Annotated in this window: 16 protein-coding genes; 8 read left to right on the top strand and 8 right to left on the bottom strand. The window is 74.9% G+C overall.

Features of this window, described 5'->3' with window-relative positions:
• Together DMH08_RS18335 and DMH08_RS18330 are read right to left on the bottom strand one after the other, a co-directional pair.
• Positions 1–651 (bottom strand): hypothetical protein (locus tag DMH08_RS18335; RefSeq protein ID WP_233617666.1); only part of this gene is annotated, 651 nt, incomplete at its 3' end.
• Positions 652–1,299: 648 nt separating this feature from the next.
• Entirely contained in the window at positions 1,300–1,566 is a 267-nt protein-coding gene (locus DMH08_RS18330; RefSeq protein WP_125616204.1) for a hypothetical protein, read from the bottom strand.
• Positions 1,567–1,965: 399 nt separating this feature from the next.
• On the opposite strand from DMH08_RS18330, the gene DMH08_RS18325 reads away from it, so the two are divergent.
• The 7 genes from DMH08_RS18325 to DMH08_RS18295 all read left to right on the top strand — a co-directional run bounded on the left by DMH08_RS18325 (position 1,966) and on the right by DMH08_RS18295 (position 11,243).
• Positions 1,966–3,153, top strand: a complete 1,188-nt coding sequence (locus DMH08_RS18325) for a MinD/ParA family ATP-binding protein (protein WP_125616201.1) — start codon at positions 1,966–1,968, stop codon at positions 3,151–3,153.
• A gap of 166 nt (positions 3,154–3,319) precedes the next feature.
• Complete coding sequence (locus tag DMH08_RS18320; protein ID WP_026402153.1) at positions 3,320–5,806, top strand: ATP-binding protein; 2,487 nt, start codon at positions 3,320–3,322, stop codon at positions 5,804–5,806.
• Complete coding sequence (locus DMH08_RS18315; protein ID WP_125616198.1) at positions 5,803–8,271, top strand: type IV secretion system protein; 2,469 nt, start codon at positions 5,803–5,805, stop codon at positions 8,269–8,271. Before DMH08_RS18320 ends, DMH08_RS18315 begins: the two co-directional genes overlap by 4 nt.
• On the top strand, positions 8,271–8,906 hold the full coding sequence (locus DMH08_RS18310) for a hypothetical protein (RefSeq protein ID WP_125616195.1): 636 nt from the start codon (positions 8,271–8,273) through the stop codon (positions 8,904–8,906). Before DMH08_RS18315 ends, DMH08_RS18310 begins: the two co-directional genes overlap by 1 nt.
• Complete coding sequence (locus DMH08_RS18305; protein ID WP_125616194.1) at positions 8,903–9,952, top strand: C40 family peptidase; 1,050 nt, start codon at positions 8,903–8,905, stop codon at positions 9,950–9,952. The genes DMH08_RS18310 and DMH08_RS18305 overlap by 4 nt, the downstream gene beginning before the upstream one ends.
• Before the next feature lie 57 nt (positions 9,953–10,009).
• Entirely contained in the window at positions 10,010–10,834 is an 825-nt protein-coding gene (locus DMH08_RS18300; RefSeq protein WP_267898558.1) for a Mut7-C RNAse domain-containing protein, read from the top strand.
• A 37-nt stretch (positions 10,835–10,871) separates the two neighbouring features.
• On the top strand, positions 10,872–11,243 hold the full coding sequence (locus tag DMH08_RS18295; RefSeq protein ID WP_233617667.1) for a (deoxy)nucleoside triphosphate pyrophosphohydrolase: 372 nt from the start codon (positions 10,872–10,874) through the stop codon (positions 11,241–11,243).
• A gap of 9 nt (positions 11,244–11,252) precedes the next feature.
• Here DMH08_RS18295 and DMH08_RS18290 read toward each other — a convergent pair whose 3' ends face one another.
• The gene (locus DMH08_RS18290) at positions 11,253–12,272 is read right to left on the bottom strand and encodes a C40 family peptidase (protein WP_026402149.1); all 1,020 of its coding nucleotides are present in this window, start codon (positions 12,270–12,272) and stop codon (positions 11,253–11,255) included.
• Between the two features lie 241 nt (positions 12,273–12,513).
• On the opposite strand from DMH08_RS18290, the gene typA reads away from it, so the two are divergent.
• Positions 12,514–14,367, top strand: a complete 1,854-nt coding sequence (gene typA, locus DMH08_RS18285; RefSeq protein ID WP_026402148.1) for a translational GTPase TypA — start codon at positions 12,514–12,516, stop codon at positions 14,365–14,367.
• An 85-nt stretch (positions 14,368–14,452) separates the two neighbouring features.
• Here the strand turns inward: typA and DMH08_RS18280 are convergent, their stop codons facing one another.
• The 5 genes from DMH08_RS18280 to DMH08_RS42400 are packed head-to-tail and all read right to left on the bottom strand — an operon-like array spanning position 14,453 to position 21,903.
• Positions 14,453–15,658 carry an FHA domain-containing protein gene (locus tag DMH08_RS18280; protein WP_125616193.1) on the bottom strand — a complete coding sequence of 402 codons (1,206 nt, stop codon included), beginning with the start codon at positions 15,656–15,658 and terminating at the stop codon, positions 14,453–14,455.
• Between the two features lie 47 nt (positions 15,659–15,705).
• Positions 15,706–16,383: a 4Fe-4S single cluster domain-containing protein gene (locus DMH08_RS18275; protein WP_233617665.1), complete on the bottom strand. Its 678-nt coding sequence runs from the start codon at positions 16,381–16,383 to the stop codon at positions 15,706–15,708.
• A 50-nt stretch (positions 16,384–16,433) separates the two neighbouring features.
• A complete protein-coding gene (locus tag DMH08_RS18270) occupies positions 16,434–18,350 on the bottom strand; it encodes an AAA family ATPase (RefSeq protein WP_034517659.1) in 1,917 nt (638 codons plus the stop codon).
• 50 nt (positions 18,351–18,400) lie between these two features.
• Positions 18,401–19,528: a hypothetical protein gene (locus DMH08_RS18265; protein WP_026402144.1), complete on the bottom strand. Its 1,128-nt coding sequence runs from the start codon at positions 19,526–19,528 to the stop codon at positions 18,401–18,403.
• Positions 19,525–21,903 carry a protein kinase domain-containing protein gene (locus DMH08_RS42400; protein ID WP_125616192.1) on the bottom strand — a complete coding sequence of 793 codons (2,379 nt, stop codon included), beginning with the start codon at positions 21,901–21,903 and terminating at the stop codon, positions 19,525–19,527. Before DMH08_RS42400 ends, DMH08_RS18265 begins: the two co-directional genes overlap by 4 nt.
• Between the last annotated feature and the right edge of the window lie 4 nt (positions 21,904–21,907).

Here is a 21,907-nt window from a genome sequence, read left to right as displayed (position 1 = left end):
GGGTTCCTCGGCGGGGGCCATCGCGGTGGCGAAGCCGGGGGCGCCGGGTCGGGCGCCGCGCCCGGCGGCGCGACGAGCGGCGGCGGGTCCGACGCCGCGTCCGGTGGCGGCTCGGGTGCCGCACCCGGCGGCGCGCCCGGCGGCGCGCCCGGTGGCGAGCCCGGCGACAAGAAGGTCGCCGGCCCCGTCCCGACGCGCCCCGACATCCCGATGGTCCCGGGCGCGTTCGGAGCCCCCGAACCCCTCGTCAACGAGGCCCAGCCGCGCCACCCCGGCGCGCCAGTCCCGCGCCCGCCCGACCGCCGCGTCGCCCCGGGGCGCCCGCCCGCCGCCTCGCGCCCGGGACCGCCGCCGCAGGGCGAGCGTCCCGGCGCGGCCGAGTCCATGCCGGGACGCCCGCAGCAAGCCCGTCCGTCCGCGCCCGCCGCCTCGCAGGCCCAGCCGCCCGCGCCCGTCCGCCCGGCGGCCCCGCCGCAGAGCGAGCGCGCGGTCGCAGGGCAGCCCCCGGCGGCGCCGCAGGAGCAGCCCGCGGGCCCGTCGTGGTCGTCCCCAGCGGGTGAGCCGTCGCAGGGCCGTCCGTCCGAGCCCGTTCGCCCGGCCGCTGGGGAGGAGCGGGTGGCGCCGGGTGCCGAGGCGCCGGCGAGCGGACACGCCGCCCCGCAGGGTGCCGCGCCGGGACACGCAGCGCCCGAGCAGCCGTCCGCGCGCGCTCGCCCCGCAGAGGCCGCGCCGGGACACGCGGGGCCCGAGCAGCCGTCCGCGCCCGTCCGTCCGGCGGTCCCGCCGCAGGACGAGCGCAAGGCCACGGGGCAGGCCCCGGCGGCGCCGCACGAGCAGCCCGCGGGCCCGTCCTGGTCGTCCCCAGCGGGCGAGCCCACGGCCGCGCCATCAGTCGAGCCGTCGTCGCCGGGCCGTCCGTCCGAGCCCGTTCGCCCGGCCGCTGGGGAGGAGCGGGTGGCGCCGGATGCCGAGGCGCCGGAGAGCGAGCGGGTCGTCGGGCAGGCGGGTGCGCAGGCTGAGGCGCCCGACGCCGGGCGCGCTCGTCCCGCAGGGGCCGCGCCGGGACAGGCGGGGCCGGAGAGCGAGCGGGTCGCCGGGCAGGCGGGTGCGCAGGCTGAGGCGCCCGATGTCGGGCGTGCTCGTCCCGCAGGGGCCGCGCCGGGACAGGCGGGGCCGGAGCAGCCGTCCGCGCCCGTCCGCCCGGCGATTCCGCCGCAGGACGAGCGCGCGGTCACGGGGCAGCCTCCGGCGGTGCCGCAGGACCAGCCCACCGGCCCGGCCTGGTCGTCCGGTGCGCCGTCAGGCGAGCTGTCGTCGCAGGAGCGTCCGTCCGAGTCCGTGCCTGCGGCCGCGGCGGAAAGCGAGCGGGCCGTCGGGCAGGCCGCCGCGCAGGCTGACGTGGCCGATGTTGGACGTTCCCCCGCAGGGGCCGAGCAGCCCTCGGCGCCCGTCCGTCCGGAGGGTGCGCCGCGGGGCGAGCGCGTCGACCTGGGAAAGCAGTCTCCTGCGGCCTCGGAAGAGCAGGCGTCCGGGGTGGGCCGGTCGGCCGCCTCGGGTGAGCCGCATGCGGAGGGTGTGCCGTCGCAGGGGCGCCCGTCCGAGTCCGTGCCTGCGGCGGAGCAGCAGCGGGGTGAGCCGGGTGCCGAGGCGACGGAGAGCGAGCGGGCCGTCGGGCGGGCTGACGGGGCCGATGCTGGACGTTCCCCCGCCGGGGCCGTGCCCGGACACGCTGCGCCCGGGCCGGTCGTTCGGCCGGCGGCTCCGCCGCAGGGCGAGCGTGCGGCCACGGGGCCGCAGCCGGCCGTGCCGCAGGGGGCGGAACCGGCGGACGGCGACCGGCGGGTTCCGGCCGCTTCCGCGAGCGAGCCCGCGCCCGCGCGGCCCCCGGGATTCGGGGACCCGCCGCGGACGTTCGGGCAGGCCCCGGTACCCGGAGAAGCGCCGGACGGGGCCGGACGGGCGCCCGTGCCGGGGCACCAGGTCCCCGCGGCGTCCCAGCAGGGCCGGCCGCCCGCGCAGCAGGAAGAGCCGGAGGCACCGCGGCTCGAGGCGCCGCGGCCGTGGTCGAAGGGGCTGTCGAAGCCGGCGCGGCCGGCGGCGACGGACGCGCAGATGTGGCCGCCGGCGCCGGAGCCGGGGGTGCCGCAGGACGAGGAGCCGCCGCCGCGGGACGTCCGGTCCGGGCCGCAGTCGCCGGTGCGGCCGCGGCCGCTGCCGCCGCCCCCGCCGCCCCCGCCGTCGGGTCCGGCGATCACGCCGCCGGGGCCGGAGCACGAGGTGAGCGCCGGCGGGCTGCGGCGGCTGTTCCAGGCCGTCGGCGGCGGGCACGGCGACGTGGACGCCGAGTACCAGCTGCGGCTCCAGCAGCCGTTCCGCGGGACGCGGCACGTGGTGGTGCTCGGCTGCACCGGGGGCGCCGGGCAGACGGTCACGGCGCTGATGCTCGGGCACACGTTCGCGCAGTACAACGCCGAACCCGTCGTGGCGATCGACGTGAACCCGGGGCCGGGCGCGCTGGCGCGGCGGACCCGCAGCGAGACGAACGAGACGCTGACCGGGCTCATCACGCGCGCGGACCAGGTCGGCAGCCTGACGGCGATGCGGCGGTACACGTCGCAGGCCAAGTCGGGCCTCGACGTGATCGCGGCGGGCAAGAACCCGCTGCAGGCCCTCGACGACCGCGACTACGCGCTGGCGATCAAGACGATCGACCGGTTCTACTCCGTGACCCTGCTGGACGCGGCGGCGGCGGTGGTGGCGCGGGTGCTGCCGTACGCCGACCAGCTCGTGCTGGTGGCGCCGGCCAGCGCGGACGCGCCTCGGGCGGTGGCGATGACGTACGAGTGGCTGGACGGCCACGGGTACGAGGAGCTGCGGTCGCGGGCCGTCACGGTGATCAATGGGGTGAGTCGCCGCAGCATGGACGACGTCGAGCAGGCGGAGGCCATGGCGCGCGGCCGGTGCCGGGCCCTCGTGCGGATTCCGTGGGACGATCACCTCAGCATGGATCGCGCGCCGCGCAACGAGCTGAAGTCGTTGCGCGCCCCGACGCGGCGTGCCTATCTTGCCCTCGCCGGCGTGGTCGCCGGCGGGTTCGGCGTCGTGCCCGAGCGTTACCAGGAGCTTCACCAGGAGCAGGAGGCCACCCGATGAGCGCCCCGCGCGGGCACCGAGCGGAGACCGCCATGAGCCGGGCATCCCTGGCGGGGGCGACTGACGTTGCTGACCGCCCGGACCAAGAACACTCTCTCCGGCATCCCTTCGCGGAACGGCGCGGATCGGGAGAATCAGTCGGTGGGACCGAGGTCGGGAGGGCGGCATGAGCAAGTCCAGCCGGCTGGCCGTGCGCTACTTCGACGACCGGGTGCTGCTCACCGACAACGCGGCCTGGGCGTACTTCCGGTTGCCGACGGTGTCGTACGAGTTCACCACCGGGGAGGAGCGCGAGGCGCTCGCCACCAACGTCACGATCGCGCTCGCCGGCATCCGGATGCAGGACGCGGAAGTCCACCTGCGGATCGCGCACCGGACGTACCCGGCCGCGGAGTGGGCGCTCGCACTGGACCGGACGTCCGACGGCGGCCCCGGGTGGCGCGAGTACCTGGAGGAGACCTACGCCCACGTGTGGGCCAAGGACTTCTGGACCAAGGAGGTCTACCTCGGGGTGCGGCTGGGGCCGCGGGGGATGGGCGCGAACCTGTCCGGGGGAGTCCTGTCGCAGCTCCTCGGCTTCTACAAGCGCAGCGAGAACGCTCTTGGCGTGCACGATGACGCGGTCGACAAGAAGGAGATCGCGCGCTGGACGGAGCAGGCCGAGCGGATCGGACGGGCGCTGGGCGGTTCGGCCCTCTACGCCCGGCACGCCACCTCGACCGAGGTGGCGTGGCTGTTCCAGCACGCGGTGACGGGGTCGCTCGCCGACCCGCCGCCGTCGGCGGTGCCGCGGCGCACGTGGGGCAAGGGCGAGATCGAGTCGCTGGTGGAGGGCGCGATCCACAACGGCCGCTCCTACCTGCGGGTGGAGCAGCCGAACCACGGCGCGGGGCGCGGCGCGACGGCCGCGTCGTACGTCGCGTACCTGTCGTTCGCGCGGTTCCCCGACCTGATGCCGTTCCCGGACGGCGAGCCGTGGCTCCACTACGCGGACGCGCTGCCGTTCCCCGTCGAGATCAGCGCGCGGATGAAGCTGATCCCGCCGGCGAAGGCGTCCAAGGACGTCTCGCGGAAGCTCGCCCACGCCCGGGACATGGACCAGCACATCCGGGAGGCGGGCGCGGAGGCGCCGATCGCGCTCGCGGAGCAGATCGACGCGGCGCGGATGCTGGAGCACGGCATCACCAAGGAGCGGCTGCCGTTCGTGTACGGGTGGCACCGGCTGATCGTGTCGGCGCCCACCGAGGACCTGCTGGCGCAGCGGGTCGACGCGGTGGTGGAGCACTACCGCGACATCGGCATCGACGTCGTCAACTCGACCGGCGACCAGTTCTCCCTGTTCCTGGAGTCGCTGCCCGGCGACCGGATCCGGCTGAACGCGTACGCGCAGCGGCAGCCCCTGCGGACGATCGCGGGCGGCATGCCCGTCGCGACCGTCGACCTCGGCGACCGTCCGGACGACGCGCAGGAGGGCTGGATCGGCCCGTACGTCGGGGAGACGCTGGGACGGGCGCGGTCGATCGTCCACTTCGACCCGCTGGTCGCGGCGGCCCGGAACCGTCCGACCGCCGTCGCGATCACCGGCGAGCCCGGCGGCGGCAAGACGACGCTGGCGCTGCTGCTCATCTACCAGATGGCGCTGCGCGGGGTGACGGTCGCGGCGATCGACCCGAAGGGCGACGCGGAGACGCTCGTCGAGCTGCTGAAGGCGCGGGGCCGCCGGGCGCGGATCCTGCCGCTGGGGTCGGCGGCGCCCGGCCTGCTCGACCCGTTCTCGTTCGGCGACGACCTCGCGGCGAAGAAGACGATGGCGACCGAGACGCTCCGGCTGCTGCTGCCGCGCATGTCGGAGGAGCGCGAGTCCGCGATGATCCAGGCGGTCGGCGCGGTCGCGAACGGGGAGCGGCCGTCCCTCGGCCGGGTCGTGGACCACCTGGAGGCGTCGGACGACCCGGCGTCGAAGAACCTCGGGGCGGTGCTGCGGTCGATGTCGGAGATGCGGCTGGCGCGGCTGTGCTTCGACCCGTCCGGCGGCGAGCGCATCGACACCGAGGGCTGGACGACGGTGTTCACCCTCGGCGGCCTCACGCTGCCGGACGTCACGATCGCGCGGGAGGACTACTCCTACGAGCAACGGCTGTCGGTCGCGCTGATGTACCTGGTGTCGCAGTTCGCGCGGCGGCTCATGCACGGCCTGGACCGGCGGCTGCCGAAGGCGATCTTCCTGGACGAGGCGTGGGCCGTCACCGCGACGCCCGAGGGGGCCAAGCTGATCCCCGAGGTGTCGCGGATGGGCCGGTCCCGCAACACCGCCCTGATCCTGGTCTCCCAGAACGCGGGAGACCTGCTGAACGAGCAGGTGACGAACTGCCTGTCCTCGGTGTTCTCCTTCCGCTCCACCGAGCGGGTGGAGGTCGGCAACGTCATGGCGCTTCTCGGGGTGGAGGCGTCCGACGAGCACAAGGCCGTGCTCCGCAACCTCGGCAACGGCGAATGCATCTTCCGTGACCTCGACGGCCGTGCGGGACGCATCGGCGTCGACCTGATCTCCGAGGAACTGCAGCGTTGGCTGGACACCAACCCGACCCGGTCCAGACCGTGGTCGTCCGAACTCACCGTCGCGGGGGCCGAGACCGAGGAGGTCGGTCGATGAACCCGCCCCGCCACCGGACGTCCCGCCTGCAGCGTTCACCGGAGGCGGGGCTCGACCCGTCCGTCCCGGACGGCAGGCGGCGGCGTCGCACGCGCCGCCGTCCGCGCACCCGCCGCTCCGCGGTGCTGCTCACGATCATGGCGCTGCTGATGCTGAGCCCCATGACGCCGACCGCGTCGGCGATTCCCGCGCCGCCCTGGTCGAACCCGAACGATGCCTGTTCACCCGCCGACAACCCCGCGCCCGAGCAGTACGGGACGGGCGCGGACGGGCTCATCAAGCCGCCCGGCTACCCCAGCGAGCAGCTCCAGAAGACGTCCGCCGAGGACCTGACGTACTACGACCGGTACGGCACCGCGGGCCAGACCTGGTACGCGGTCGACATGGGCTGCTCGGACGCGATGGCGATGATGGGCAACGCCCTCGCCAACACCACGTTCACGCTGGTCCGGGCGATCGACCGGACGACGATCAGCGTGTACCAGTCGGCGGCGTCCGAGTCGCTGCTGAGCTGGCTGAAGGGCACGGTGGACGACGTCATCAGCGGCGTCGGCGAGACGTTCAACGCCCGGTACTGGTCGTGGGTGGTCATCCTCGGTGCGATGTGGCTCGCGTGGTGGGGCCTGGTCCGGCGGCGCGCCAGCAAGGTGACCGAGGGCGTCGTGTGGATGGTCGCCGCGATGGTGGCGCTGATCTGGCTGATCGCGCGGCCCGCGGACTTCACCACGCTCGGGACGAAGGTGTCGGAGGCGACGAGCGCGGCGTTCAACGCGGCGCTGCCGCAGAGCGACACGCGGGGCGGGGAGTGCATCCCGCGCCCGGAGGGGCAACCGGATCCGGCCGAGTCGGCCGACCTGGACGCGACGACGCGCAACGCGAACAAGCTGTGGGTGGCGCTCGTCTGCAAACCGTGGCTGCAGGGCGAGTTCGGCACGACGGACCCGGACGCGAAGATCGTCAAAGACAACGCCGACAGGCTGCTGTGGTCGCAGGCGGTGGGGCTGCCGGAGACGCACGGCTCCGAGGACGTCGACATGGAGGCGAAGGCCGACGCCTACAAGGACGTCGCCTCCAACATCAAGGAAGAGCATCCCGAGACCTATTCGCTGTTCCAGGGCAAGAACTGGCAGAACCGGCTGGCGGTGGCGTTCGGGGCGCTGTTCGCGGCGCTGGTCGCGGGGCTGCTGATCCTGGTCATCGCGATCGCGCTGATCGTGGTGAAGATCGCGTTCCTGCTGCTGCTGGTGGCGGGGCCGATCTTCCTCGGGATCGGGATCCATCCGGGCATCGGGCGGGTGATCGCGGTCCGCTGGCTCGAGTTGCTGCTGTCGATGCTGCTGAAGCAGGCGGCCCTCATCGGGGTGCTGTCGCTGCTGCTGTGGGCGTACGGGCTGATCCTCGGCGAGACGCTGCCGTGGGGCCTGCAGGTGCTGCTCATCGCGCTGGTGACGGGCGCCGCGTTCGTGTACCGCAAACCGTTCCAGCATCTGTTCTCGGCGGTCGGCTACTCGGCGGTGGGGTCGCGCGACAAGAGCGAGGCGCAGCTGGACAAGTCGGTCGCGGAGGCGCGCAAGAGCACGACGGCGGTCGCGGGAGCGGTGGTGCCGGGCGCCGCCGGGTACCGGCTGGGCGGCCGCCGCGGCAAGGACGCCGCCGCGGAGAACGGTGCGGCCGTGGCGCAGGGCGCCGACGGTCAGGCCGCCACCGGCACGCTGACCGATCGCCGCGCGGGCGGCACGGGCCCCGGCGCGGGCGAGGGCGCGTCGCCGGAGGAGGCGCCGGTGCTGGCGGCGAAGCCGCGCGGCGCCGGGACGGCGCAGGGACGGTCGCGGCGCGGCGCGCCCCCGCTGAACCTGCCGTCCCGCGCGGGACGCGACGCGCCCGCGGCGGGCGGGTCCGACGCGGGCGGCGGCTCGGGAGGCGGTGCGGGCGGCCTGATCGCGGCGCGCGGCGGCGGCGTGTCCGGGACGCGCGGACGCTCGGACGGCGGCGGTTCGGACGGCGGCGGCGCCGGGCGGGGCACTCCGCGCCCGACCTCGTGGACGGGCGGCGGCACCGGCTCCGGCAACGGCGGCGGCGGTGGCAACGGCGGCGGGTCCGGCGGTGGCGGCGGCTGGTTCGCCGGCGGCGGACGGTCGGGCGGCGCCCCGCAGCGCGGCGGCGGGGGCACAGGCGGCGGTTCCGCGCCCTCCCGCGCCTCCGGCGGGTCCGGCGGCGGTTCGGGACGCTCCGGGCCGGGGCGGTCCGGCGGCGACCCGGCGTCAAATGTGCCCAGGCCGCGCGCCGGCGCGGGCGGCGGTGGCGCCGCCCCGGCGCCCGGCGGGTCCGGTGGGTCCGGTGGCGGGGGCGGTCGGCAGGCGCCGCCGCCGCTCTGGGGCCGGCGCTCGCCCGGCGACGAGCCGCCGCTGCCGTTCTGGCTGCGTCCGGCCGGGGGCTCGTCCGGTGAGCCGGGCCGGGACGAGTGATGAACCTCGACGATCGGCAACGCAAGATCGTCTTCGCGGGGCTGGTGGCGGTGCTCGCCGCGGTCGGCGTGTACCTGACGGTCGCCGGGCCCGAGCGGGCGACCGGCGAGCCGGACGGCGCGCCGACGGCCGCGGCGCCCGCGCCGTCCGAGCCCGCGTCGCCGCCGCCGGGCATCCGGACGGCGGTGAACCCGGACGACTTCGACCTCTACCGGCTGCTGCCGTTCTCCCGGGCGGAGTTCGCGACGGCAGCCGAGGTGGCGCAGAAGTTCGTGGCCGCGTACGCGACGTACCGGTACGACGAGGAACCGCGGAAGTACGACGAGCGGCTGTCGCCGCTGGTCACCGAGCAGCTGCGCGGCGAGCTGGCGCGGGCGCACGCCTCGGCGGGGCTCGTCGCGCAGCGGCGGCAGGACCGGACGGTCGCGACCGGGACGGCGTCGCTCGACCGGGTCCGCGACATCGGCGACAACTCGATCATCTTTCTGGTGACCGGCACGCAGACGGTCACCGCGGGGGGCAAGGAGACCGGCGAGAACAAGCGGTGGGCGGTGACGGTGGTGCGGGACGGCGGATCGCTGCGGGTGTACGCGTTCGAACCGGCGGACGCCGGTCAGGAGGGTGACACGGGATGACGGCCCGGCGGCTGCTGTTCGCGGGCGCGCTCGGCACGGCGGGCCTGCTGTTCGTCGCGCTGATCTTCGTCCCGGTGCTGTTCGGGGCGAGCCAGTTCATGTTCGGCGGCGGGGCGGGGTCCCGGTGCACGGACACGTCGGGCGCGGGGGCGCAGCCCGCCGCCGCGCGCGACGCGGAGGCGATCCCCGGCGCGTTCCTCGAGCTGTACCGGCGGGCGGGCAAGGACTACGGGATCCCGTGGAACGTCCTGGCGGGCGTCGGGAAGGTCGAGACCGACCACGGGCGGTCGACGCTGCCGGGCGTCAGCAGCGGGGAGAACTACGCGGGCGCGGGCGGCCCGATGCAGTTCCTCGCCGCGACGTTCAAGTCGTACGGGGTCGACGGCAACGACGACGGGAAGAAGGACCGGTACGACCCGGTGGACGCGATCCCGTCGGCCGCCGCGTACCTGAAGGCCAGCGGCGCGCCGGACCGGATGCGGGACGCGATCTTCGCCTACAACCACTCGTGGGACTACGTGGACCTCGTCCTCGACTGGGCCGGGAAGTACGCCGGCGGGAACTTCGAGGTCGTGCAGAGCAACGGCGTGAACTGCGAGGACAACGAGCTGCCCGCCGGGCTCGACGGCGTCGTCAAGGAGATCATCGAGTTCGCGATGGCGCAGCGCGGCAAGCCGTACGTGTTCGGCGCGAACGGGCCGGACGCCTGGGACTGCTCCAGCCTGATCCAGGCGGCGTACCGGCAGGTGGGGCTGTCGATCCCGCGGACGACGTTCCAGCAGTGGCCGTTCGGCAAGAAGGTCGGGAAGGGCGACGAGCAGCCGGGCGACCTCGTGTTCTTCAACTCGGGGCCGGGGACGTCCGCGGACAATCCGGGGCACGTCGGGATGGTGATCTCGAAGGGCAAGATGATCGTCGCGCGGTGCTCGACGTGCGTGCCCGCGATCGCCGTCCAGTCGTACGAGCGGTCGGACTGGATCGGCTCGACGCGCCCGTTGGCGAAGCCGGAACTGCAGCGGCAGCTCCAGGCGGCCGCGCAGGAGTAGGACGCGGCGCCGGATATTCCGGAAGGAAACGGGGGTGCCGCGTGGCATGCTGACCGCGTGGACGCCGAGATAACGATCCGAGTCGCCGACGAACTGCTGATGTTCCTGCCCGCCGCCCGGCGCGAGCCGGTCCGGCGCGTCCCGTACGACGGGACGTCGACGCTGGGGCACCTGGTGGAGTCGCTCGGCGTGCCGCTGCCCGAGGTCGGGCCCATGACCGTCGGCGGCGAGCCGGTCGACGCCGCGTTCCGCCCGCGGGACGGCGACGAGGTGCTGGTCGGCGCCGTGCCGCGCCCGCAGCCGGTGCCGCTGGAGCCCGCCCAAGTCGCGCCGCGGTTCCTGCTGGACGTGCACCTCGGCACGCTGGCGCGCCGGATGCGGCTGCTCGGCCTCGACACCGCCTACCACAACGACATGGACGACCCCGCCCTCGTCGTGCAGGCCAACGAGGAGGGGCGCGTCCTGCTGACCCAGGACCGGGGGCTGCTGCGCCGCCGCGCGCTGTGGTTCGGCGCGTACGTCCGCGGTTCCCGGCCGGACGACCAGCTCCGCGACATGCTCGAGCGGTTCGCGCCCGCGCTGCGGCCGTGGACGCGCTGCACCGCCTGCAACGGCGGGCTCGTCGCGGTCGACAAGACCGAGATCGAGCGGGAGCTGGAGGCGGGCACGCGCCGCAGCTACGACGTCTACGGACGGTGCGAGCGGTGCGGGCAGGTGTACTGGCGCGGCGCCCACGGCGACCACCTGGAGGAGATCGTCCGGGACGCGGTGCGGCTCGTCGCGGACGTCCGCGGGCACGCGGGCGCGCCCGACGGGACGGCGGGCGCGGCGGACGGTGCGGCGGGCGGAACCGGCCGGGCCGAGGCGGCCGTCTCAGAGTGAGACGAGGAAGGGGCTGGTTCCCATCGACCTGATCGTGGTGGGTGCGGCGATCATCGCGGACGGGCGGCTGCTGGCCGCCCAGCGGGCCGAGCCGGCCCACATGGCGGGTGGCTGGGAGCTGCCCGGCGGCAAGGTCGACCCCGGCGAGTCCGACACCGACGCGCTCGTCCGGGAGTGCCGCGAGGAGCTGGCGGTCGGGATCCGGCCGGACCGGCGGATCGGCGGCGACTGGCGGCTGAGCGACCGCGCCGTGCTGCGGGTGTGGACGGCGCGGATCACCGAGGGGGAGCCGCGGGCGCTGGAGCACCTCGCGCTGCGCTGGCTCGCGCCGGGCGAGCTGTACGACGTGGAGTGGCTCCCGGGCGACCGGCCGGTCATCGACGTGTTCGCCCGGGAGGGCCTCGGCTGACGGGCGGCGTCAGCCGATCCGGTTGGCGCCCGCGTAGTCGGAGCGCTCCGACAGGCGGGAGATCTTCACCACATCTCCGGTCTGCGGCGCGTGCAGGTACTTGCCGTCGCTGAGGTAGATCCCCATGTGGTGCAGGTTGCCGCCGAAGTACACGAGGTCGCCGGAGCGCAGCTCGTTCCGCGACACCTTGGTGCCGAGCCCGTACAGCGCCCCGGTGTAGTGCGGCAGGCCGGACTTGCCGACCTGCGCGTACGCCCAGACGACCAGCCCGGAGCAGTCGAAGCTGCTCGGCCCGGCGGCGGCCCACACGTACGGGGCGCCGAGCTTGCCGACGGCCTTGCGGGCCATCTCGGCGGGCAGGCCGGTGCCCTTCACGGCGGCCTTGAGGCCGGTGCGGGGGCTGTAGGCGTTGGTGGTGGTGAGCTTCTCGAGCCGCTTGAGGACCTCGTCGACCTTGGCCTTGGCGCGTCCGCGGGCCTCCTCGGACGCCTTGGCGGCCTTCTCGACCTCGGCGGTCTTGGCGTGCGCGGCCTTCTCGGCCGCCTCGGCCTGCGCGACCTGCTTCTCCAGGGCCGCGACGGTGTCCACCTGGCGCTGCGCCAGGTAGGCGGACGCAGCGAGCCCCTCCGCCGTCCCGTCGATCATGAACAGGACGTCCGGGCGGCCGCCCTTGTAGTTCGCGGCGGCGATCTCGCCGAGCCGCTGCCGGGCCGGTTCGGCCCGCGCCCGCAGCGCCGCGGCCTTCCGCGCGGCGTCCTGCTCGGCCTTCTTCGCCGCTTTCAGCTCGACGCGGGTCTTGTTGTACTGCTCGGTGAGGATCTCCGCCTCTTCCTGCAGCTTGTCGAGCTCCTTCTTCAGCCCGTCCACCGTCGTCGGGAGGGGGCTCGGGGAGCCGGACGGCGGCGGGGACGGGTCCGCGTGCGCCGCGGGCGCGGTCGAACCGAGGGTGATCAGCAACATCGTCGCCGCGGCGGCGGACGCCGCCCCGGTACGGGGGGCGCGCCTGCGCCGGAGATGGTCCGGTGTCAAGGCCGGGGTCTCCTCTCGTCGACGGCCGGTTCTCGACGGCCGGATCATCGGGAGATTACAAACATCAGGCAAAGATGGCCAATCGAGGTTTAAGTCGAGCGTGGTGCGGATCACGCGGCCGGGGGCGGTGCGCGGGGCGCGGAGACCGCGGCGAGGACGGCAGGAAGCGGACAGCGGCAAGTAGAATGGAACGGCCGCGCGTCTGCGGCGACTCCCGAACTCTCACGCAAGGCGAGACCGCATGCCCATCTCCACGCGCGACGACCTCCGGAACGTCGCGATCGTCGCCCACGTCGACCACGGCAAGACGACGCTGGTCGACGCCATGCTCTGGCAGTCCGGTGCCTTCCGCGAGAACCAGGACGTCGACGACCGCGTCATGGACTCCAACGACCTCGAACGCGAGAAGGGCATCACCATTCTCGCGAAGAACACCGCCGTCCGGCACGGCGGGATGACCATCAACATCATCGACACCCCCGGCCACGCCGACTTCGGCGGCGAGGTCGAGCGCGGCCTGTCCATGGTGGACGGCGTCGTCCTGCTGGTGGACGCCAGCGAGGGCCCGCTCCCGCAGACCCGGTTCGTGCTCCGCAAAGCGCTGGCGGCCCGGCTCCCGGTGATCCTGGTCGTCAACAAGACCGACCGGCCGGACGCGCGCATCGACGAGGTCGTCGACGAGACGTACGAGCTGTTCATGGACCTCGACGCCGACGAGGAGCAGATCGACTTCCCGATCGTCTACGCGTCGGGGCGGGCCGGCCGCGCCTCGCTGACCAAGCCCGGCGACGGCGAGCTGCCCGACAGCGAGGACCTGGAGCCGCTGTTCTCGGTCATCACCGAGACGATCCCGGCGCCGTCCTACGACCCGGACGCGCCGCTGCAGGCGCACGTGACGAACCTGGACGCGTCCAGCTACCTCGGCCGCATCGCGCTGTGCCGGGTCCACGCCGGGACGATCAAGAAGGGCCAGCAGGTCGCGTGGTGCCGCCGCGACGGCAGCGTCGAGCGCGTCAAGATCACCGAGCTGCTGATGACCGAGGCGCTGACCCGCAAGCCCGCCGACGAGGCCGGGCCGGGCGACATCATCGCGCTCGCCGGCATCCCGGAGATCATGATCGGCGACACCATCGCCGACCCCGACGACCCGCGCCCGCTGCCGCTCATCACGGTGGACGAGCCGGCGATCTCGATGACGATCGGCACCAACACCGGCCCGATGGCGGGCCGCGAGAAGGGCACGAAGGTCACCGCCCGCCTCGTGAAGGACCGGCTGGAGCGCGAGCTGGTCGGCAACGTGTCGATCAGGGTGGTGCCGACCGACCGCCCGGACGCCTGGGAGGTGCAGGGCCGCGGCGAGCTGGCCCTCGCCATCCTCGTGGAGAACATGCGCCGCGAGGGCTACGAGCTGACCGTCGGCAAGCCGCAGGTCGTCGCCAAGCAGATCGACGGGAAGAAGCACGAGCCGGTCGAGCGGCTCACCGTCGACATCCCCGAGGAGCACCTCGGCGCCGTCACGCAGCTCCTCGCCGTCCGCAAGGGTCGCATGGAGCACATGACCAACCACGGCACCGGCTGGGTGCGGATGGAGTTCCTGGTCCCCGCGCGCGGCCTGATCGGGTTCCGCACCGAGTTCATGACCGAGACGCGCGGCACCGGCATGGCGCACCACGTCTTCGAGGGCTACGAGCCGTGGTTCGGGGAGCTGCGGACGCGCCCGTCCGGCTCGCTGGTCGCCGACCGCGCGGGCGCCGCGACCGCGTTCGCGATCACGAACCTGCAGGAGCGCGGCACGTTCTTCGTCGGGCCGACCACCGAGGTGTACGAGGGCATGATCGTCGGGGAGAACTCCCGCGCCGACGACATGGACGTGAACATCACCAAAGAGAAGAAGCTCACGAACATGCGCTCCTCGACGGGCGACGAGCTCGAGCGGCTCACGCCGCCGCGCGTCCTGTCCCTGGAGGAGGCGCTGGAGTTCTGCCGCGAGGACGAGTGCGTCGAGGTCACGCCGACCGCCGTCCGCATCCGCAAAGTCGTCCTGGACGCCAAGGAGCGCGAGCGCGCCCGCGCCCGCAGCAAGCGCTCCGGCTGACCCGAGCAGGGAAAGGGAACGGCCCCCGGTTCGCGGAACCGGGGGCCGTTTCCGTCGTCCGTGCGGACGCCGGCGGTCGTCGGCGTCAGTTGAGCTGGACGTTGCCCGTCACGTCGGCGGCCAGGCGGAGCTGGTCGCCGTTCTTCAGCGGCGCCTCGACCCCGCGCGGGAGCCGCTCGCCGTTGACGAACGTCCCGTTCGTGGAGCCCTCGTCGCGCACCCACGCCGTCCCGGACGGGTCGAGCCACACGGTCGAGTGCCGCCGCGACACGTTGTCGTACTGCGTGAACGTCGACGCGACCGGCGACTGCCCGGCGTCCCGGCCCAGCACCAGGTGCTGGCCCACCGACACCTTCAGCTCGCCCGTCGGGAACTGCACCCGCAGGACGGGCGTGCCCTGCTGCCCGCCGCCGGGCAGCGGACGGAGGCACTGGTCGCACTGCGCGGCGCCCGGGCTGGACAGGACCGCCTCGCAGTACGGGCACATCATCGCCGTGCTGTCGCTGCGCGGCGGACCCCCGTGCGGGCCGCCGTGCTGCTGCTCCGGCGGCAGGAGCGTCTGCTCCCGGCCGTGCGGCGGCGGCATCGGCGGCCGGTGGTCCGGCTGCGGCGGCGGACCGAACTGGTCCTGCTGCGGCGCCTGCGGCTGCGGCGCGCCCCACTGGTCCTGCGGCGGGCCGAACTGGTCCTGGGGCGGCCCGTACTGGTCCTGCGGGGGACCGAACTGGTCCTGGCCGGGCGGGCCCGGCTGCTGCGGCTGCGGTGCGCCCCACTGGTCCTGCTGCGGGGCCTGCGGCTGGGGCGCCCCCCACTGGTCGTTCGGCGGCGCCTGGTGCTGCGGCGGCGCCTGCATCCCGCCGGGACCGCCGCCCTGCGGGCCGGGCGGACCGAACTGGTCGTTCTGCGGCGCCTGCGGCTGGGGCGCCCCCCACTGGTCCTGCTGCGGGGCCTGCTGCTGCGGCGGGCCCCACTGGTCGTTCTGGGGGGCTTGCTGCTGCGGTGCGCCCCACTGGTCGTTCTGCGGCGCCTGCTGCTGCGGCGGCCCCCACTGGTCCTGCTGCGGGGCCTGCTGCTGCGGTGCGCCCCACTGGTCCTGGGGGGCCTGGTGCTGCGGCGGCGCCTGCTGCTGGGGCGCCTGCTGGTACTGGTCCGGGTACTGCGGGGCGCCGTGCGGCGGCCCGCCGTGCTGAGGGGCGCCCTGCGGGGGCGCGCCGTGCGGCGGAGCGCCGTGCTGGGGCGCGCCGTACTGCGACCCGCCCCCGGCTCGCGCCAGATTCGCGCCGCAGCTCATGCAGACCAGATCCCCGGGCTGGGACTGCTCACCGCAGACTGGACAGTTCAAGCTCGCCATGACACTTCCCCCGAGCGTACTCCGGCGCGTTCGAGCCTCGACGTGAGGTGCTCCATGTCGCCCCTTCGCGGGATCCCGATGTAGTACACCCGCCTTCCCTCCGGCCCTTCGTCCACGGACACCTGCACTCTGGGCCCAGCGCCTTCCTCGATCTTCCCGTCGTCGGCCAGTGCCCCGTACCGTTCCCGCCCGAGCGGCGACAGCGGCACGACGCGCTGGTTGGCCGACCCCCTCCAGAGTAGGGAGCCGCCCTCGGGGTTTCGCCCCCTCGGGTTGAGCCGGTCGACATATGGGCCCGTGATCACGGCGTCGCACATGTCCAGGATCTCCCGAAACTCGCGGGACCTCGCGAGCCGAGAGTAGACATATCCGCTGTAGACCAATATGTCGAACCTAATCGTCTCACGCGTGGGGGCGTCCCGCCATGCGCGGACCCCGCGCAGCAGTGCGGCCAGCGCGGCCGGCTGCTGGAACGGTTCACCGCCGGAGACCGTCAGCCCGTCCACCGGCCCGGGCAGCGAGGCCAGCCAGCCGAGGACCGACTCGACCGGCACCGCCTTGCCCGGATCGGCGTCCCAGGTGTCCCGGGACAGGCATCCGGGGCAGTGCAGCGTGCAGCCCTGCGTCCAGATGCCGGCGCGGGTCCCGGGGCCGAGCGCGGTCACCGGATGGTGCGCCTTGGCGAGCAGCAGCGAAGGTGAGGCGCCGCCGCCCGTCACAGGAGGTCCAGATGCACGATACTGCCCTCCCGGCGTATCCCGGACACGGTGACGGGCTCGTCGGGGACGAGCTCGCGGTCGAACAGCGCGCGCGCCAGCGGGTTGACGAAGTAGGACTCCAGCGCCATCCCGATGCCGCGCCCGCCGCTGTCGAGCTCGGCCGTGCACCAGCCCCGCAGCGTCTCCAGCGCGTCGTCCTCCATCGTCAGGTCGAGCCGGTGCTCCTCCGACACGCGCTTGCAGATGTTCGCGAACTGCAGGTCGAAGATCTGGTGCGCGGCGTCGGCGGAGATGAAGTCGAACACGACGATGTTGTCGCCGAACCGGTTCAGCAGCTCCGGCCGGTTCAGCACCTCGGTGAAGTGCTCGGCGACCGCCGCCTTGATGCGCTGCGCGACCTCGTCGTACGACATCCCCGGAGTGATGTTCTGCACACGGTTGGCCGTCGCGTACGCCGCGCCGCCGGGCGTCGTCAGGTCGCGGCCCGGCACGTACATCCCGAGGTTCGAGGTGAAGATCAGGATCGACTCGGAGAAGTGGACGGTGTTGCCGCGGCCGTCGGTGAGCCGCCCGTCCTCGAGGATCTGCAGGAACTTGTCGAGGATCCGCGGGTGCGCCTTCTCGATCTCGTCGAACAGCATCACCCGGAACGGGTCCTCGCGGACCGCGTTCGTCAGCTCGCCGCCCGCCTCGTGCCCCACGTAGCCCGGCGGCGCCCCGATCAGCCGGTCGCCCGACCCCTCGCCGGAGAACTCGCTCATGTCGAACCGCAGGTAGGCCGACTCGTCCCCGAAGATCAGCTCGGTGACCGCCTTCGCCAGCTCCGTCTTGCCGGTGCCGGTCGGGCCCGCGAAGAACAGCACGCCCCGCGGACGGCTCCCCGAGCGGGTCGCCTGCGCCCCCGACAGCCCCAGCACCGCCCGCTTGAGGATGTCGAGCGTCTTCGTCACCGCCTGCGGCTGCCCGATCACCCGCTCGGGGACCCGCTTCTCGCCCTCCAGCACCCGGCGCCGCAGGTGCCCGCGGCTCCACGGGTTGTCGAGCACCCCGAGCTTGTAGGTGCGGACGGCGTCCGGCAGGTCCGCCAGGTCGACGTTGCGCTCCTTCGCCAGCCGCGTCACCTCGATCATCGACTGGAGGGTGAGCCCGTCGGCCTGCTCGGCGAACGCGTCGCACGCGTCCGCGGCGGCCTGGTCCGCGCCGACGTCGCTCACCCCGAACGCGCGCGCCAGCAGCCGCGCCGTCTCCTGCCGGTCGCCCAGGTGCGGGCGCGGGATCGTGATCTCCCGGATCGTCTCGTTGTCGGTGGTCATCCACGGCGGCAGGTCGCCCGGCCGCTCCACCAGCCACACCACCGGGTTGTACAGCGGCTTCGGCCGCGCCCCGACCACCCGCACCGGACGGGCCGTCCGCGACAGCTTCGCGCTGAACCGGAAGAAGTCGCGCTCGGCGGGCTCCAGGTCGGTCGGCGTCCGCGCGATCCGCGACGCCGAGTCGATCACGAACGCGGCGCGGACGTTCTCCTGCGGCCGCACGACCGCCGCCATGTGCCGGGTCAGCGCCTCCAGGGAGGGCTTGTCGTCGGCCTTCAGCCGCCCCATCAGCCGCTCGGCGGCCCGCTTCGCCTCGTCCGACAGCTCGTCGCCGTCGTCCGGGCAGACCTGCAGCCCGTCCACCGGGTCGTACACGACCATGAACGACGCGCCGCTCGCCCGCAGCGTCTCCCACAGCAGGTCGCGCAGCGGCAGCAGCCGCGCCGGGCCGCCCGCCTGCACGGGCGGCGCGAGGAAGCTGTCGTAGAGGTTGCCCGACAGGACGTACTGCGAATGCACCGACAGCGTCGCGTCCAGCTCGCGGATGAACGGCGGCCAGCCCTGCAACCGTCCGCCCAGCGTCGGCGAATCAATGCTCATCAGGCCCGCTCCACTCCGCTTCCGTACCGGTCACTCGGCGCCGCGCGCCGTCACTGGCCGTGCGAGCGGCGGCGTTCCCGCCGCTCGGCACGCCCCCTAGTGTGCCGTGACTCGGCCGTCACCGGCAGTTCGCGGACCCCCGGGTCGAGCCGCCAACCCACGTCGGACCGGATCCCGGCCTCCGCCAGCCGGGCCCGCGCCGCCTCGAACGCCGCGCACCACTCGGCCTCCCGCTCCGCGTCGACCCGCCGGTCGTCCTCGCTCTCCGCGGGCCGCTCCCGCATCATCGACGCCCGCACCTGCGCGTCGTCCACCCGCATCCGGACGCTGTGGTCCGGCCAGGCGCCCTTGGTCAGGACCATCGTGCCGTCGGACGCCGTGAGCGTCTCGAACCCGCCCTCCACCTCGTACCCGAGGTCCTCGAACGCCGCGGTGATCGAGTCGAGCACGTACCGGCGCTCGGCCTCCGCCTGCGCGGCGGCGTCCGCCTCCGCCGCCCGCCGCCGCGCCGCCTCCCGCAGCTCCCGCGTGCGGCGGTTGGCGTCCTGGATCCGCAGCCGCACCTCCTGCAGGACGGCCTCGGCCTCCGCGGCGGTCGCGGTGTCCGCCAGCAGCCGCGCCGCGTCCGCGACCGCGTCCCGCTCGGCCGGCCCGGCATCGGGCAGCAGCCGCGCCATCACCCGGGCGAGCGTGCGCCGCACGTCCGCGGCGCCGTCCTCCGGGACGGACTCCCGCGGCTCGGCGTCCCCGGCGGGGGTCTCGGGCGGCGCGGCGAAGATCTGCGCGGTAACTTCGGCGGCCAGCCGGTCCGACAGCGCCCGCTCGGCGTCGTCCAGGGCCCGGTCGGCCGCCGCGCACCACGCCGTCAGCTCCGCCGCGGGACGCTCGTCCGGCGCCAGGGGCGCCGGCAGGTCGAGCGCCGCGCCGAGCCGGTCGCGGGTCTCCGCGAGCGCGGCGATGCGCGCGTTGCGCTCGACCACCTCGCGCAGCGCCCGCTCCTGCGTCTCCACCTCGGCGAGCGCCGCCGCCCGCGCCTCCGCGCGTCCCTCCGCCAGCGCGGCCAGCGCCTCCGCGCCGCGCCCGGCCAGGCCCGCGCCGCGGCCCAGCACCCGGTTCAGCCCCAGGCTCAGCACGACCGCCGCGTCCAGCGCGATGTCGGCCTCGACTCCGCTGCTCATGCCCCTCCCGTCACCGTGCCCCGCGCCTGCCGCCAGCGGTGCAGCCGGACGCCCGCCGCGACGCCGTGCGCGACCGGCGCGGCGATCAGCACGAGCGTCCACAGCAGCCCCGCGACCGGCGTCACGGCCGCCAGCAGCAGGAAGACCAGCAGCAGCGGGACGGTCCCGGCCAGCAGCACGAGCCCGCAGCCCCGCCGCCCCGTCCGCCGCGCCGCACCCGACACCGTCTGCGACGCCTTCGACAGCCCGCGCCCGCCCGCGCCCAGCGCCTTGGAGAACATCGCCCACGGCCCGTGCGGGAGGTAGTCCGCGCCCTGCGCGCGCGCGAGCGCGACCTCGGCGCCGCACTGCACGCCCCACACCACGACCGACAGCACCGCCAGGAAACCGAACGGGACACCCGACGAACGCTGGAACCCGCCCACCGAACTCGTACCGTCGTCCGAGCCACCGCCGAACAGCGCGCCCACGACCCACGAGCCGAACAGCCAGACGGCCAGCAGCGGCAGCGTCCAGAGGACCGCCCGCCGGACGGCGGAGCCGCGCCCCGCGAGCCGCATCCGCTCCCGCTCGTCCCGCTGCGTCCGCAGCGCCTCCGACCGCTCCGCCTCCGCGCGCCGCGCCCGCTTCGCCGCCTCGATCTCGACGACCGCCTCCGGCGCCGCCAGCAGCACCGCCAGCGTCCGCAGCGGGTCGTCGCCCGCCCCGTCGGCCAGCCACGCGAACCACGGCACCGGCTCGGCCGCCGTCCGGGCGCGGGCCCGCTCCAGGCTCTCCGCGAGGTTCCGGCGGACGTCCGCCGGATGCGCCGCCAGGGCCAGCAGCGTCGCGAGCACGAGCGGCGGGTCGTCCGCCCCCGCGTCGGGCAGGCGCGCCGCCAGCGTCGGGGGCGGCGCGTCCTGCGCCCGGATCCACCGCGCCAGCTCGTTCCACGCCGCCGCGTGCGCCCGCCACTGCTCGTCCACCGCGGCCAGATCGGCCCCGCCCGCGAACCCCGCCAGCTCCCGCAGCAGGCCGTGCCGCCACAGCTCCCGCACGAGCCGGCACGCCACCCGGTGCTCGGGCCCCGCGTTCTCGACGTACGCGGGCAGCATCCGCAGGTCGTCGGCCGTCACCCGGCGGCCGAGGTAGTGCGGCGGAAGGCCCGGGTCGAGCCACCGCACCAGGTGCAGCAGCTTCACGTCCGGGCCGGTGTCCGCCGTCAGCGGGCCGTCGACCAGCTCGATGGTGCCGTCGTCGGGAAGGCCGGCGAGCCAGGCGCGCAGGCTCCGCCACGCCTCGCCGTTCTCACCGCGCCCGAAGAAGTACTGCGCGGCGTCCGCCCACTCCGCGACCAGCGCCCGCGCCAGCTCGTCCCGCCGCGCGTACCGGCGTCCCTTGAACGGCAGCCCGGTGCCCGCTTCCGGCCCCGCCGCCTCCTCGGCGACCGGGGGAGACCCGCCCTCCAGCCACGCCGCGACCTGCTCGCCCGTCCAGCGCCGGCGCGGATCGCGGGCCAGCAGCCCCCGGCACAGCAGCCGCAGCCGCGGGTCCGCGACGTCGTCCGCGCCGACCGGCCGCGTCGCGAGATGGTCGACGACCACCGTCTCGCTCAGCCCGCGGAACGGCGCCCGCCCCGTCGCCAGCTCCCGCACGATCATGCCGAGCGACCACCAGTCGCGCGCGGGCGACACCTGCCCCGACAGCGACTCCGGCGCCGCGTACGCCAGCGTCCGCGACGACGAGGCGAACACCACGCTCTGCTCCAGCACCTTGCTCAGGCCGAAGTCGGCGATCGCCAGCCGCAGCGGACCCGTGCCCAGGACGAGCACGTTCTCGGGCTTGAGGTCGCGGTGCACGATCCCCGCCCGGTGCAGCGCCGTGAGACCGTCCGCGAGCTGCGCGACGACGTCCGCGACCGCGTCCGGCGGCAGCGGGCCGTCCATCAGGGCCCGCAGGTTGCCGCCCGGCGCGTACGCGGTCACCTCGAAGTCGCGCCCGTCCGCGTGCCCCGTCTCGAGGATCCGCAGCACGTGCGGCGACCCCAGCTCCGGGAGCTTCGCCCACACGTCGCGGTCCGCCCGGTAGCCCCGCCGGAAGATCTTCACGACGTGCTCGGCGCCCCGCGCGTCCCGCACCAGCAGCAGGTCCGACTCCGCGCCCTGCACCGGCAGCTCCGCGACGGCCTCGTACCGCGCGGCGAGCTCCGCCGGGAGCCGCATCAGCGACCCGCCCGCCGATCCCGGCGGTCCCGCGGGCCCGGCGGGCCCCGCGGGCCCGTCCCGGCGCGTCTCCGCCGCACCCCGCGGCCCCGGCACCCGGGCCTCGTCGCGCCGCGTCGCCCCCGCGTCCCGCCGCGTCCCGGCCGCCTCGTCCGTCCCGTCGCCCTCGCCCACTGAC

Origin of the sequence: Actinomadura sp. WAC 06369 (assembly GCF_003947565.1) — a bacterium.
In the GTDB taxonomy this organism is placed as follows: domain Bacteria; phylum Actinomycetota; class Actinomycetes; order Streptosporangiales; family Streptosporangiaceae; genus Spirillospora; species Spirillospora rifamycini.
This window is presented reverse-complemented; position numbering and strand designations above follow the sequence as displayed.